The organism is Bifidobacterium sp. B4142, assembly GCF_026537325.1.
Classification (GTDB): domain Bacteria; phylum Actinomycetota; class Actinomycetes; order Actinomycetales; family Bifidobacteriaceae; genus Bombiscardovia.
Genome location: NZ_JAFNMJ010000002.1, coordinates 322,001 through 335,781, shown reverse-complemented (window position 1 = coordinate 335,781; position 13,781 = coordinate 322,001). Strand labels below are relative to the sequence as shown.

Annotated in this window: 9 protein-coding genes; 1 reads left to right on the top strand and 8 read right to left on the bottom strand. The window is 63.4% G+C overall.

Annotated elements, in window-relative coordinates; genetic code table 11:
* Positions 1-7 precede the first annotated feature (7 nt).
* The 7 genes from J3U06_RS05855 to hisS form a co-directional block, all read right to left on the bottom strand.
* Positions 8-2,611, bottom strand: a complete 2,604-nt coding sequence (locus J3U06_RS05855) for a DEAD/DEAH box helicase (RefSeq protein ID WP_254477079.1) — start codon at positions 2,609-2,611, stop codon at positions 8-10.
* A 74-nt stretch (positions 2,612-2,685) separates the two neighbouring features.
* Positions 2,686-3,849, bottom strand: a complete 1,164-nt coding sequence (locus J3U06_RS05850; protein ID WP_254477078.1) for an amino acid ABC transporter permease — start codon at positions 3,847-3,849, stop codon at positions 2,686-2,688.
* A gap of 6 nt (positions 3,850-3,855) precedes the next feature.
* The gene (locus tag J3U06_RS05845) at positions 3,856-4,533 is read right to left on the bottom strand and encodes an amino acid ABC transporter permease (RefSeq protein WP_024627819.1); all 678 of its coding nucleotides are present in this window, start codon (positions 4,531-4,533) and stop codon (positions 3,856-3,858) included.
* Between the two features lies 1 nt (position 4,534).
* On the bottom strand, positions 4,535-5,365 hold the full coding sequence (locus J3U06_RS05840; protein WP_254477180.1) for a glutamate ABC transporter substrate-binding protein: 831 nt from the start codon (positions 5,363-5,365) through the stop codon (positions 4,535-4,537).
* A 43-nt stretch (positions 5,366-5,408) separates the two neighbouring features.
* Positions 5,409-6,224, bottom strand: a complete 816-nt coding sequence (locus tag J3U06_RS05835; RefSeq protein WP_302328139.1) for an amino acid ABC transporter ATP-binding protein — start codon at positions 6,222-6,224, stop codon at positions 5,409-5,411.
* Between the two features lie 184 nt (positions 6,225-6,408).
* Positions 6,409-8,211, bottom strand: coding sequence for an aspartate--tRNA ligase (gene aspS, locus J3U06_RS05830; protein WP_267444626.1), 1,803 nt, complete (start codon positions 8,209-8,211; stop codon positions 6,409-6,411).
* 39 nt (positions 8,212-8,250) lie between these two features.
* The gene (hisS, locus tag J3U06_RS05825) at positions 8,251-9,636 is read right to left on the bottom strand and encodes a histidine--tRNA ligase (RefSeq protein WP_267444597.1); all 1,386 of its coding nucleotides are present in this window, start codon (positions 9,634-9,636) and stop codon (positions 8,251-8,253) included.
* An 84-nt stretch (positions 9,637-9,720) separates the two neighbouring features.
* Between hisS and J3U06_RS05820 the strand changes: the two genes are divergently transcribed.
* Positions 9,721-11,193, top strand: a complete 1,473-nt coding sequence (locus J3U06_RS05820; RefSeq protein WP_267444596.1) for a DUF349 domain-containing protein — start codon at positions 9,721-9,723, stop codon at positions 11,191-11,193.
* Positions 11,194-11,357: 164 nt separating this feature from the next.
* Here J3U06_RS05820 and J3U06_RS05815 read toward each other — a convergent pair whose 3' ends face one another.
* The gene (locus tag J3U06_RS05815) at positions 11,358-13,718 is read right to left on the bottom strand and encodes a RelA/SpoT family protein (protein ID WP_267444595.1); all 2,361 of its coding nucleotides are present in this window, start codon (positions 13,716-13,718) and stop codon (positions 11,358-11,360) included.
* Positions 13,719-13,781 lie beyond the last annotated feature (63 nt).

The window sequence follows — 13,781 nt, the reverse complement described above, 5'->3', positions numbered from 1 at the left end:
TCCGGGTCTAGATGTCCATCAGCTCCTCGATGGGACCCACCCGGTATTCCCTGAAGACCACCTGACCGTTCTCCTGAGTGGCATCCAGGTCCACGATGCCGGCGATGCCCCAGTCGCGTTCGCCCTCGACATCGTCGAAGATCTGCTGGACCCGCCAGGTGTGCCCCTGACGCTCGTCCCGGTCATCCAGGCTGAAGAAGTCCGAGGACCGGGCCTGGGCATCGGTCAGGATCTGCTCATGGTCCTCGTAGAGGTCGTCCAGCGCGTCGCTCCAGGCCCGCAGACCGTATCCCCAGTCTGCATCCAGGTCGGCCAGGGCCTCCGGGCGGTCGGCGGCCACCAGCTCCACCCGTTGGAACATGGCGTTGCGCACCAGCAGGGTCAGCCCCCGCCGGTCCGCCACCACCTGGTTTTCCACCTTGGGCGGGGCGGCATCTAGCCCACTCGGGACTTCGCCATTTTCAGCCCTGCCTGCGGCCTCCCACTCATCCACCAGGCTGGAGTCCACCGAACGCACGATCAGTCCCAGCCAGGCCAGGATGTCCTCCAGCCGCTCATCCATGAACTCTTCGGGAACCGTCCTGCTCAAAGCCCGATAGGCATCGGACAGGTACCGCAGCAGAGTCCCCTCCGACCGGGATATTCCGTAGCGGGCGATGTAGCCGTTGAAGTCCGAGGCCGTCTCGATCATGTCCCGCAGAACGGACTTGGGGTGGATCTCATAGTCGTTGGCCCATGGGACGTCCCGGCGGTAGCGGTCGAAGGCCTCCCCCAGCAGCTCCTCCAGGGGCTTGGGCCAGGTCACCTCCTGCAGGCGCTCCATCCGTTCCTCATATTCCAGGCCATCCTCCTTCATCTGCTGGATGGCCGCATCTCGGGCCTGCCGCTGCTGGGCCTTGAGTATCTGCCGGGGATCCTCCAGGGTGGCCTCGACCATGGAGAGCAGATTCATGTCATAGTCAGGATCCTCGGGATCCAGTAGTTCCAGGGCAGCCAGCAGGAAGGGCGAAAGGGGCTGGTCCAGGGCGAAGTCCTCGGGCAGATCCACGGTCGTGAAGTAGTCCAGGCCGCCGTCCGGGTTCCGTTCGGTTTCGATGACTCCGGTATCGGTCAGGGTCTGGAAGATCTCGTCGGCCCGGTCCTGCAGATACTCCTTCTGCTGCGGGGTCTGACGGGAGTCCTCGATCAGATCCTCCACCCGCCTCCTGGCATCCCCGCCCTGATCAACCTCGTTGAGGACCATGGCGTGGGTGATCTTCAGGTGCGGCGTCAGGGTCTCGGGACGGGCCTCAATCAGCTTGTCGAAAGTTCCCTTGCCCCAGGTGACAAACCCCTCCTGGGGCTTCTTGCGTTTGATCCGCTTGAGCTTCTTGGGGTCGTTGCCCGCCTTGGCCACGGCCCTGGCGTTCTCTATCTCGTATTCGGGTGCCTCGGCCACGACCAGTCCGCTGGTATCGAAGCCCATGCGTCCGGCCCTACCGGCGATCTGGTGGAACTCCCGGGCGCGCAGACGGCGCATCTTGTAGCCGTCGAACTTGGTCAGTCCGGTCAGCAGGACGGTGTGAATGGGCACGTTGATGCCGACCCCCAGGGTGTCTGTGCCGCAGATGACCGGCAGAAGGCCATCCTGGGCCAACTGCTCCACCAGGCGCCGGTATCTTGGCAGCATGCCCGCATGGTGAACCCCGACCCCGGTGCGCAACAGCCGCTGCAGAATCTTGCCGAAGGCCGTGGTGAAGTGGGTGCCGGCCATGGCCTCCTTGATCCGGTCGCGCTGCCCCCGGTCGGAGACCCCCGTGCTGGACAGGGCCTGAGCCGTCTCCAGGGCGGCATCCTGGGAGAAATGAACGATATAGACCGGCGAATCCCCATCGGCCAGCAGGGACTCCACGGTGCTAGGCAGGGGGGTGTCCACGTAACGGTAATCCAGTGGCACCGGTCGGGGGGCATCGGCAACGATGTCCACACCCACCCCGGTTTTGCGTTCGAGGTCCTGGGCGATCTGATCCACGTCGCCAAGGGTGGCCGACATGAGCAGGAACTGCACATCGGGAAGGGTCAGCAGGGGCACCTGCCAGGCCCAGCCTCGGTCCGGATCCCCGTAATAGTGGAACTCATCCATGGCCACACACCCGATGTCGGCATGGCGACCCTCCCTCAAGGCCTGGTTGGCCAGGATTTCGGCCGTGCAGCAGATGACCGGGGCATCCGTGTTGATGTGGGTGTCGCCGGTGATCATGCCAACACGGTCGCGGCCCAGAACCGAAACCAGGTCGAAGAATTTCTCTGAGACCAGGGCCTTGATGGGGGCCGTGTAGTAGGAGCGCCGTCCGGTGCATAGGGCGATGAAATGCATAGCCAGGGCCACCATGGACTTGCCCGAGCCGGTCGGGGTTGACAGGATCACATGGTCGCCTGAAACCAAGGAGAGGACGGCCTCCTCCTGATGCGGCCAGGGGGTGATGCCCCGGGAAGCCACCCAGGAGAAGAAGCGGTCGTAGATCTGATCCTCGGTCAGGTTGCGAGGGCCTCCCGCCTCGGGAACCAGGTCGCCAAGGGAGGCGGGCTGGCCGGTTGGAGCGGTTGAGGAATCAGCATGTTCTTGGACCATGTCCACCAGTCTATCCGGCCAGGCGCACAAGTCCGGCCGGAGACTGGCTTGGGATCATGGGAGCTGAGGACCGTTCAGTCCTGGTCTTTGCCCTCTTGCTTCTTGCCCTCGTCCTTCTGATCGCCGTCGGAGCGGCCGCCGCGTCTAGGCTTGAGGAAGTCCGGAATCTCCAGGCTCGCCTTGTGTGGATCGACCAGCGTGTCGGGCTGGGTCCTGTCATAGCCCTGGATGTAGCGGGTCTTCCTCCAGTGCTGGATGGAGGCGTTGGATCCACGGTGGTGGGCGTGGTACTGCAGCGGCGCGCCGCCGTACCGGTCCTCATCCACCTCCTTGGCCACGGCTATCTGGTTGACATTGGAGGGATCCATGATGGCCACAGGCGCGGCCGGCTCCACGAAGTCGGCGGGGGCGGCGGTGCGCTCCTGCATCTTCTTGGGCAGCCAGCGGGCGAAGTAGGACAGCAGGAAGCAGACGAAGAAGTAGACCACCGAGGCCACCACCAGGGTCTGCAGGATGTTGAAGTACATGGAGCCCAGACGACGGGACTCCTGCAGCAGATCCGTGTACATGATGATGGAGCCCAGAGCCGTATCCTTGAGGACCACGACCAGCTGGGTCACGGCCGCCGGCAACATGGCATAGACGGCCTGGGGAACCTCGATCTGCATCAGGGACTGGGTCCTGGTCAACCCCAGGGCCAGAGAGGCCTCGCGCTGGCCATTGGGCAGGTTGCCCACGCCCGAACGGATCAGCTCAGCCACCACGGAGCCGTTGTAGAGGATCAGGCCCAGCACGACGGCCCAGTAGGAGGCCTGGCTGATTCCAGCAAAGGCGAACCAGCGCCAGAAAAAGATCATCATCATCAGCACCGGGACGGCCCGGCAGAACTCCACTATGACGCCTGAGACTGCCCTTACCAGCCCGTTGGGCAGCAGACGGCCGATGCCGAAGACGAATCCGAAGATGACCGAGCCTATCACGGCAACAACCGAGGCCTTGATGGTCAGCCAGAGCCCGGGCAGGTAGAAGTCCGACCAGGCTTCGTAGTCCAGGGCCGGGCGCCAGAGTTCCCAGCTCAGCTGGTTCTCACCGTCCGGAGGGTTGTGCAGCCTCATCAGCACCAGGATGACCACGATGGCGAAGATGACGGCGGCTATCCAGTTGGCGATTCGTATGGTGCGCCGGCCCTTGGGGCCGGGTTGATCGAAGAGCAGCGAGCTCTCATTGTCCTGTGCCATGGCCGCTCACCTCCTCACTGCCAGCTTGTTGGACAGGTACGTGGTCAAGGCTCCGATGGGCAGAACCAGAATCACGTATCCCAGGGCGAAAATCAGGAAGATGGCCACAATGGCGTTGGCGTGGAACTCGATCATCTCGCTCATCAGGGAGGAGCTCTCGGAGGCCACGGAAGCGGCTGCAGCCACGGTGGAGTTCTTCAGCAGGGCGATGAAGGTGTTGCCCAGGGGCGCCACCGACCCGCGGAAGGCCTGGGGCAGAATGATCTGCGAGGCCGACTGGAAGAAGCTCAACCCCAGAGCGCGGGCCGCCTCGGCCTGGCCCAGAGGAACCGTGTTGATGCCCGAGCGCAGGGACTCGCAGACGAAGGCCGCCGTATACAGGGACAGGCCCGTCACCGCCAGCCAGAAGAAGTTGACGGAGAATTCCGGCGAGAAGCTGATCTTGAGCTGGGCGAAGGCCCCCAGGACCATGAAGACCATGATGATGGTCAGAGGCATGTTCTGGAAGAACTCCACATACCCTCGGCCGACGGCCCTCAGGGAGGAGATGGGCGAGATACGCATGATCACCAGGATGATGCCCAGAATCAGCGAGAAGAGGGCCGACCAGAGGGTCAGTTGGATGTTGACCCAGAAGGCCGCCGGGATGTCGTAGTCGGAAAACAGTTCGATGATGGTTGACATCTCACTCTCCTTCCGTTGGCTTGGGCGGGTTGAATCGCGGGTCGGGTTTGTAGTGGGTGCCCCGGGTGTTGTTCTCCAGCGCCCGCTGCCAGGAGCCGTTGGCCTCCATGTCGGCCAGGGCCGCGTTGATCTTGTGGGCCAGCTTGGTATTCCCCTTCTTGATGCCTACGCCGTAGTACTCCTGGGTGAAGGGTTTGCCCACCAACCGCAACCTTCCACGGGAGGCGGAGGCCAGCCCGGCCAGGATGATGTCGTCAGTGGTGACCGCATCGACGATGCCTGAGAAGAGGGCCGTGGCGCATTCGGCATAGCCGGGCTGCTCCATCAGCTGGACCTCCTTGGCAAACTTTTTCTTGACAGTGACGGCCGAGGTGGATCCGGTCACGGAGCACAGGCGCTTGCCGTTGAGGTCCTCGGGGCCGCGGATCTGATGGTCCTCCTTGCGCACCAGCAGGTCCTGGCCGGCCACGATGTATGGTCCGGCGAAGGAGACCGCCCGCTTGCGCTCGTCCGTTATGGAGTAGGAGGCCAGGATCATGTCCACGTCGCCGTTCTGGAGCATGGCCTCCCGCTGCTTGGAGGGGGCCTCCTTCCAGACGATGTCGTCGGCGCTGTACCCCAGCTTGTCGGCGATGTAGGTTGCCACGTCCACGTCGAAGCCCACATAGGTCCCGGCCTTCTTGAAGCCCAGACCAGGCTGGTCGAACTTGATGCCCACCCGGATCTTGCCTGCCTCCTTGTCGGAGCCGCAAGCCGCCAGTGAGACCAGACAACCCAGTGCGCACAGGATTGCGGTCAGATTCCTGGCCAGCCGTTTCAACGGCCGGCCCATGCCATGCATGCTTGCATTCATGCGGATACGCTTCCCTCCTGCTTCAGTGGGTCAGAATCTTGGACAGGAAGTCGGCGGCCCGCTGGGTCTTGGGGTGGTCGAAGAAATCGTCAGGGTCGTCCTTTTCCAGGATCCGCCCGTCGGCCATGAAGACGATATGATCGGCCGCCTGACGGGCAAAGCCCATCTCATGGGTCACGCAGATCATGGTCATGCCCTCCTGGGCCAGTTGGATCATGACATCCAGCACCTCGTTGACCATCTCCGGGTCCAGCGCTGATGTGGGCTCGTCGAAGAGCATGATCTTGGGCTGCATGGCCAGGGCACGGGCGATGGCCACACGCTGCTGCTGGCCGCCGGAGAGCTGGGAGGGCATCTTGGAGGCCTGGGATTCCACGCCCACCCGCGCCAGGAGGTCCATGGCCAGGTCCTCGGCATCCTTCTTGGGCATGTGGCGCACCTTGATGGGCGCCAGGGTCATGTTCTCCAGGATGGTCTTGTTGGCGAAGAGGTTGAAGGACTGGAAGACCATGCCCACCTCGGCCCTGAGCCGAGCCAGGTCTCGTCCCTCCTGGGGTAGGGGCTCCCCCTCGATCCTGATGACACCGGAGTCGATGGACTCCAGGCGATTGATGGTTCGGCACATGGTGGACTTGCCGGAACCTGAGGGCCCGACCACCACCAGCACCTCGCCGGTGTCGACCTGCAGGTTGATGTCCTTGAGGACGTGCAGGCTGCCAAAATGTTTCTCGACGTGGGCCAGCTCGACCAGCGGCCCGGACTTGTCCTTGACGGGGCGGTCCGAAGACGGTTTCTCCGGCAGAATCCGCTCCGACGGCTGTTTGGTTGTTTCGCTCATATTGGGCAGTTTACTCATCCTTTGTTGCAGAACGGCCATAGAAACGGTTCTCATGAAAAGCGGAGCCCCTGGCCAAGCGCGACCGATTGACCCGCCAATGCATAGAAGGACAAAAACAATAAGGGCCGGTCTCCCGCAGGATTCCAGCCCTTATAGTCTCTCGTCGATCAGTGACGAAGTGCGCTCAGTCGGCATCCTCCTGATCCGGCTCCCAGTCCACGCCGGTCTCGGCGCGTTGCTGGTCGGAAATGGGCGCAGGGGCACCGGTCATGGGATCCTGGCCGCCACCGGACTTGGGGAAGGCGATGACATCGCGGATGGAGTCGGCTCCCGTCAGAATCTGGGCGGTCCTGTCCCAGCCGAAGGCGATGCCCGCGTGGGGCGGAGCGCCGTACTTGAAGGCATCCAGCAGGAAGCCGAACTTCTCCTGGGCCTCCTCGGGGCCGATACCCAGCACCTTGAAGATTCGGTCCTGGATGTCGTCGCGGTGGATACGCACCGAGCCGCCGCCCATCTCCTCACCGTTGCAGACGATGTCGTAGGAGTCGCTCATGGCGCGCTCGGGATCCTTGTCGAAGCGGTCGATCCAGTCGGCCGAGGGCATGGTGAAGGGGTGATGCATGGAGGTCCACTTGGAATGGCCCACGGCCACATCGTCGTCATCCGGGTCGTCGGTGGGCTTGAAGAGCGGGAAGTCCACCACCCAGGTCAGAGCGAATTCGTCGGGCTTGAGCAGTCCCTGGCGACGGGCGATCTCCACACGGGCCGCACCCAGCAGGGTCTGCGAGGCCTCGCGGGGACCGGCTGCGAAGAAGACGGCATCGCCATCCGAAGCACCCACAGCCTCCTTGAGGCCCTGACGCTCGGCATCAGACAGGTTCTTGGCCACGGGTCCCTTGAGGGTGCCCTCGCCGGTGAACTGGACGTAGGCCAAGCCCTTGGCACCCCGCTGGCGGGCCCATTCCTGCCAGGCATCGAACTGCCTGCGGGGCAGGTTGGCCGCACCCTGGTAGACCACGGCGCCCACGTAGGGGGCCTGGAAGACCCGGAAGGGGGTGTCCTTGAAGTAGTCGGTCAGTTCGACGATGGGGTTGCCGAAGCGCAGGTCGGGCTTGTCGGAGCCGTACTTGTCCATGGCCTCCTGCCAGCTGATCCTGGGGATGGGCAAGGTGACCTCAAATCCTGCAGCCTTCCAGACCTCGGCAATGACCTGCTCGGCCATGGCCATTACGTCCTCCTGGGAGGCAAAGCTCATCTCGATGTCCAGCTGGGTGAACTCGGGCTGCCTGTCGGCGCGGAAGTCTTCGTCGCGGTAGCAGCGGGCGATCTGGTAGTAACGCTCGAAGCCACCCACCATCAGCATCTGCTTGAGTAGCTGGGGGGACTGCGGCAGGGCATACCAGGATCCGGGCACCAGGCGGGCCGGGACCAGGAAGTCGCGGGCACCCTCGGGCGTGGACTTGATCAGGGTTGGCGTCTCGATCTCGCAGAAGTCCATCTTGTCCAGGGCGGCACGGGCGGCACGGTTCATGGCGGCCCTCAGGCGGATGTTGCGCTGCATGGAGGGGCGGCGCAGGTCCAGATAACGGTAGCGCAGCCGCACATCCTCGCCGGGCAGCTTGTTCTCGGCCTCGTTCTCCAGGGCTGTGGACACCTGGAAGGGCAGGGCGGCCGACTTGGCCAGAACCTCGATCTTGTCGGCCACGATCTCGATGTGCCCGGTGGACAGGTGCTCGTTGTCATTGCCCTCGGGACGTTCGCGAACCTTGCCGGTGACCTGGATCACGTACTCGCTGCGCAGGGGCCGGGCCTCTTCCTCGTCATAGATGACGATCTGCACCAGACCGGAGCGGTCACGCAGGTCGATGAAGGCCACACCTCCGTGATCACGGCGGCGATCCACCCAACCGGCCACCGTGACCTGGCGACCGACCATATCTTCAGTGACATCCGTGGCGTAGCTGGTTCTGTAAGCCGACTGGCCCATGCTTTCCTGTACCTCCATAATGCTCGGCCTGCCCGTGCGTCAGGCCTGGTATTCCACACTCTGCCGGGCATACAGGCTATCCGGCGTCCACGACACCAGGTCAGTCGGAATCTGTTCACCGGTAATGATGTTCTTGACCTGGTCACCCTCCTGCTGGCCCTCCTTGGCGGGGAACCAGACATAGGGGATGCCCAGGTGGTCGGCATAGCGGATCTGCTTGCCGATCTTGGCTGCGGTCGGTGCCACGTCAGCGGCGATCCCCCTGGCACGCAGGTCCTGGGCGATATGGTTGCTGACGGTGCGATCCTCCTCGTCCCAAACAGCGACCATGACCGCCGCTGGGGAGACCCGAGAGGCCTGAACCCCCTGGGCCAACAGGTAGGAGAGCAGGCGCGAAAGCCCGATGGACAGCCCCACACCCGGGTAGGTGCGATTGCCCTGGCTGGCCAGGTTGTCATAACGGCCGCCGGAGCAGATGGATCCCAGGGACTGCGCCCCCTCAAGGAGAGTCTCATAAACAGAGCCGGTGTAGTAGTCCAAGCCGCGGGCGATCTTCAGGTCGGCGATGACAGAGCCCGGCCGGATGCGTGCAGCCTCGTCGATGATCATGGCCAGCGTCTCCAGCCCCTCAATGGCCAAGGAGTATGAAGAAGACTGCTTGTCGATGCCAACCTTGTCGACCAGGGCGTCGAACCGCTGGCGCAGCTGCTCGCCATCGTCGGCAGTCAGCTCAGCCAGATCCAGGCAGGCCCTGGCCTGGTCCTGGTTGGCACCGCACTCACTGACCAGCAGGCTGGCCACCTCGTCAGGGCCGATCTTGTCCAGCTTGTCGATCTCGCGCAGCACGCCCTCGACATCCTCCAGACCCAGACCCCTGTAGAATCCCTCGGAAAGCTTGCGGTTGTTGGCATGCACGGTAGGCTTGGGCAGTCCGAAGGCCCGCAGCTCCTCCAGAGCGCTCAGCATGACCAGGGGCACCTCGACCTCGTAGTGGTCGGGCAGCTCCCCGTTGCCAATCACATCAATATCAGCCTGGACGAACTCCCTGAACCGTCCCTCCTGGGGGCGCTCCCCCCGCCAGACCTTTTGAATCTGCCAGCGCTTGAAGGGGAAGGTCAAGTCGTTGCTGTGTTCCACCACGTAGCGGCTCAGCGGCACGGTCAGGTCAAAATGCAAGCCCAGCCGACGCTCCACCGGCACATCCTTTTCCTGGCCCAGATCCTGCAGCCGGGAGAGCAGGTAGATCTCCTTGCTGGTCTCCCCCTTCTTGAGCAGGCTGGAGCCCTCTTCGACTGCCCGGGTCTCAATGCCGATGTAGCCGTTCAATTCGAAGACCTTGCGGAGCGTGTCGATAACGCGCTGCTCCACCACTCGTTGTGAAGGAAGCCATTCAGGGAAACCGGATAGAGATGTGCCTTTTGCCATAAGAACCTATACTATAGGAGGTCAAGGAAAATGGTACTGCCATATTTTGCGATCTCTCCAACACACAAGCCTAAGGAGCTGGCCATGGCCGACAACACCGCCATCACACCCGAGAACACCTCGACACCGCAGGAGGAGCACACCGCGGATGCGGCGGGCCAGGTCGCCGCTGCCACGACACCCGAAGCCGGACAGACCCAGAGCGCACCGGTACCGGCTGAGCCGCCGGCAAAGCCCAAGGCAGTCCCCTCCCCTGCGGCTTTGGCCCACAAGGCCCCTCATGTCAAGGCCGCTCCGGCCGCTCCCACCTACAGCCAGGAGGAGATCGACAAGGCAGAAGCCTTCGGACGGGTGGACGAGCAGGGCAATGTCTTCGTCCGCGAGGGCGACCAGGAGCGCCAGGTGGGCCAGTTCCCCAACGCTGATGCCAAGGAGGCCCTAAACCTCTACGCCCGCCGCTACCTGGACCTCAAGGAGAAGCTGAACCTCTTCGCCTCCAGGCTGCGCAGCCCTAAGATCAAGGCCCACGAGATTGACGAGTCCATAACCTCACTCAAGGAGGAGACCAGCCAGCCCGAGGCCGTCGGCGACCTCGCAGCCCTCCGCACGCAGTTGGACCAGCTGGCCGAACAGGGGCAGGCACGCAAGGCCGAGCTGGCGCAGGCACGCAAGGATGCCATGGCCAAGGCCATCAAGGAGCGGACCGCCATTGTGGAGAAGGCCGAAGAGCTGGCTGCCTCCTTGGGCGACTCCACCAACTGGCGTTCCACAGCGGACAAGTTCCGTTCCCTCTTCGAGCAGTGGCAGCACCACCAGCGCACCACCATCCGCATCGACAAGGCCGACGCGGACGCGCTCTGGAAGCGCTTCTCCTCCGCCCGCACCACCTTCAACCAGGCCCGCCGCAAGTGGGCCCAGCAGCGTGATGCCCAACGGACAGAGACCAAGCGGATCAAAGAGGAGATCATCGCCGAGGCCGACCAGATCAAGGACTCCACCAACTGGGGACCCACCTCCCACCAGTTCAACGAGCTTATGGACCGTTGGAAGCAGGCCGGACGGGCAGGACGTCAGGATGACGATGCCCTCTGGGCCCGGTTCCGTCAGGCCGCGGATGTCTTCTTCAACGCCCGTCAGGCAGACCGGGACAAGACCTCGGTCAACGAGCGCGAAAACCTGACCAAGAAAGAAGCCCTGGTGGCCAAGGCTGAGGCTCTGCTGCCCGTCAAGGATGCCAAGGCCGCCAAGCAGGCCCGGCAGGAGCTGGCCAAGATCCAGGAGGAATGGGACGGCATCGGCTTTGTCCCCCGTGACGACATGCGCCGGATCGAAGGCAGGATGGATGCTGTGGACCGGCAGATCAAGGCCGTGGAGGATGCAGCCTGGAACCAGTCGGACCCCGAGGCCGATGCCCGCGTCTCCAGCTTCGAGCAGCAGCTGGCCGCCCAGCTTGAGGATCTGGACCGTCGGATCGCCGCCGAGCAGGATCCGGCTAAGAAGCAGGAGCTTGAGGCCGAGAAGGCCACCAAGGAGCAGTGGATGAACGCCGTGCGCTGATCGCATCTGACTGCTTCAGGGCCCCCGGCCTGGTCATCGACCACCGGGGGCCCTTCCGTAACCACCGTTGATAACCGTCTTTCAGTTCAAGGCCGAAAGCAAGTGACCCTGCCGTCGCAAGAGTGTAGAGGAAAAGCGGACATAGCGGTGGTTGAGATGGAAGGTCAGATGGCCCGCATATGGGGGCTGGCCGAACCCTTGGCTCCGGTCAGACGGTAGGCATCGAAGACCCCGTCGATCTTCCTGACTGCCGACAAGAGGGTGTTCAGATGCTGGGGGTCGCCCATTTCGAAGACGAACTGGCTGACCGCCACCCGGTCACGGCCAGTGGACTGGCTGCCAGACAGGATGTTGACGCCGTGGTCGGACAGCACCTGAGTGATGTCGGAGAGCAGGTGGGGCCGATCCAGGGCCTCCACCTGGATCTGGACCATGAAGGTGCCCTGCTTGCCTGTCCAGGAGACCTCGATGATCCGTTCGGGTTGCTTCTTGCGAAGGTCCAGAAGGTTCTGACAGTCGGACCGATGAACCGAAACGCCCTGGTTGCGGGTGATGAACCCGGTGATGGGATCTCCCGGCACCGGGGTGCAGCAACGGGCCAGCTTGACCCAGACATCGTCCACACCCTTGACCGAGATCCCCTGGGAGGTCTCCGGCCGGCTGGACTTGGCGACCCGCTGCAGGGGAATGGCCTCCTGCTCCACCTCGTCCTCAAGGGCTGACCGGCCGGCATCATTGACCAGCCGGGAAATCACATTCTGAGTGGAGACCTGTCCGTCGCCTATGGCGGCGTAGACCGCATTCTCATTGGGATAGTTAAGCTCGTCGGCAGCACCCACCATGGCTTCGGGGGTAAGCAGAGTGGCCACGGGCAGGTTCCGCTTGCGCATGGCGCGGATCAGCTCGTCCTTGCCCTCCTCGATGGTCTCCGAACGGCGCTCCTTGCTGAACCACTGACGGATCTTGCTGCGGGCGCGAGGGCTCTTGGCGAAGCTGAGCCAGTCACGCGAGGGTCCATCGGTGTCCGACTTGCTGGTCAGAATCTCCACCGTATCCCCGTTGCGCAGCTTGGTGTCCAGGGGGACCAGACGACCGTTGACCCTGGCGCCCATGGTTCTGTGCCCCACCTCGGTGTGGACGGCGTAGGCGAAGTCCACGGGTGTGGAGTCGGCCGGCAGGGAGATGATCTTGCCCTTGGGGGTGAACACATAGACCTCGGCCGAACCCAGATCGTCCTTCAGGGAGCCCAGGAACTCGTTGGAGTCAGGGGTCTCGCTAGTCCAGTCGGCCAGCTGCTGGATCCAGGTCAGGTTGTCCTCCTGGCTCAGCTCCCCCTCCTGGCGCTCACGCTTGACGTCGGACTTGTCCGGCTGGGAGAGCTCGCGGCCGGCGGACCCGTTCTCCTTGTACTTCCAGTGGGCGGCGATGCCGAACTCGGCACGACGGTGCATCTGCCAGGTGCGGATCTGGATCTCCACCGGCTTACCGCCCGGGCCCACCACCGTGGTGTGCAGGGACTGGTAGCGGTTGGTCTTGGGCATGGCGATGTAGTCCTTGAACCGCCCAGGCACCGGACTCCATCGGGCATGGACGGCACCCAGGGTCGCATAGCAGTCGCGGATGGTGCCCACGATGATGCGCACCCCTACCAGATCGTAGATATTGGCGAAATCGTGCCCTCGCACAATCATCTTCTGGTAGATGCTGAAATAATCCTTGGGCCGTCCGGTCACCTGAGCCTTGATGCCCTGGGCATCCAGATCCTCGTGGATCTCGTCCAGGATCTGCTTCAGGTAGACCTCCCGCTGGCCCGCCCTGCGGGAGACCAGGACCACGATCTCGTTGTAGATCTTGGGATAGAGGGTCTTGAAGCTGAGCTCCTCCAGCTCGGTCTTGATGGCGTTCATGCCCAGACGGTTGGCAAGGGGCGCATAGACATCCAGGGTCTCGCGCGCCTTGCGCTGGGCCGATGAAGCCTTGACGTAGCGCCAGGTGCGGGCGTTGTGGACCCGATCGGCCAGCTTGACCACCAGGACGCGGACATCCCGGCTCATGGCCACGATCATCTTACGGATGGTCTCGGCCTGGGCCGAATCACCGTAGTCCATCTTGGATATTTTGGTGACCCCATCCACCAGGCCGGCCACCGTGTCGCCGAACTCGTTCCGGCACTGCTCCAAGGTGTAGTCGGTGTCCTCCACGGTGTCGTGCAGCAGGCCGGCCGAAACCACCGTGGGACCCATGCCCAGGTCGGCCAGAATCTGGGCCACAGCCAATGGATGAATGATGTAGGGCTCGCCGGACTTGCGCCTCTGGTCGGCATGCTGGACCACAGCGCGATCGTAGGCGCGCTGGAGCATGGACAGATCCTCGCCCGGATGATGGGCGGCGCAAATCTCCCAGATGGGCATTAGGGGGTTGAGCGGATCGTCGCTGACCTCACATCCCAAGGCTCTGGAGGACAGGCCAGAAGGGGTCTGATCGCCGACATCGTTGCTGCAGACGCTGCCCTCCTGAGTGACCATTCAAGCCTCCAATGTAGCGATATGATGCACCAATCCTACACTTGCGCCTAGCCCATTCAGGCT

Excerpts from the sequence above, each read along its gene's own strand:
- J3U06_RS05840 (WP_254477180.1), bottom strand. The coding sequence starts at position 5,365 with ATGGGCCGGCCGTTGAAACGGCTGGCCAGGAATCTGACCGCAATCCTG.
- aspS (WP_267444626.1), bottom strand. The coding sequence starts at position 8,211 with ATGGGCCAGTCGGCTTACAGAACCAGCTACGCCACGGATGTCACTGAA.
- J3U06_RS05855 (WP_254477079.1), bottom strand. The coding sequence starts at position 2,611 with ATGGTCCAAGAACATGCTGATTCCTCAACCGCTCCAACCGGCCAGCCC.
- hisS (WP_267444597.1), bottom strand. The coding sequence starts at position 9,636 with ATGGCAAAAGGCACATCTCTATCCGGTTTCCCTGAATGGCTTCCTTCA.
- J3U06_RS05815 (WP_267444595.1), bottom strand. The coding sequence starts at position 13,718 with ATGGTCACTCAGGAGGGCAGCGTCTGCAGCAACGATGTCGGCGATCAG.
- J3U06_RS05850 (WP_254477078.1), bottom strand. The coding sequence starts at position 3,849 with ATGGCACAGGACAATGAGAGCTCGCTGCTCTTCGATCAACCCGGCCCC.
- J3U06_RS05845 (WP_024627819.1), bottom strand. The coding sequence starts at position 4,533 with ATGTCAACCATCATCGAACTGTTTTCCGACTACGACATCCCGGCGGCC.
- J3U06_RS05835 (WP_302328139.1), bottom strand. The coding sequence starts at position 6,224 with ATGAGCGAAACAACCAAACAGCCGTCGGAGCGGATTCTGCCGGAGAAA.
- J3U06_RS05820 (WP_267444596.1), top strand. The coding sequence starts at position 9,721 with ATGGCCGACAACACCGCCATCACACCCGAGAACACCTCGACACCGCAG.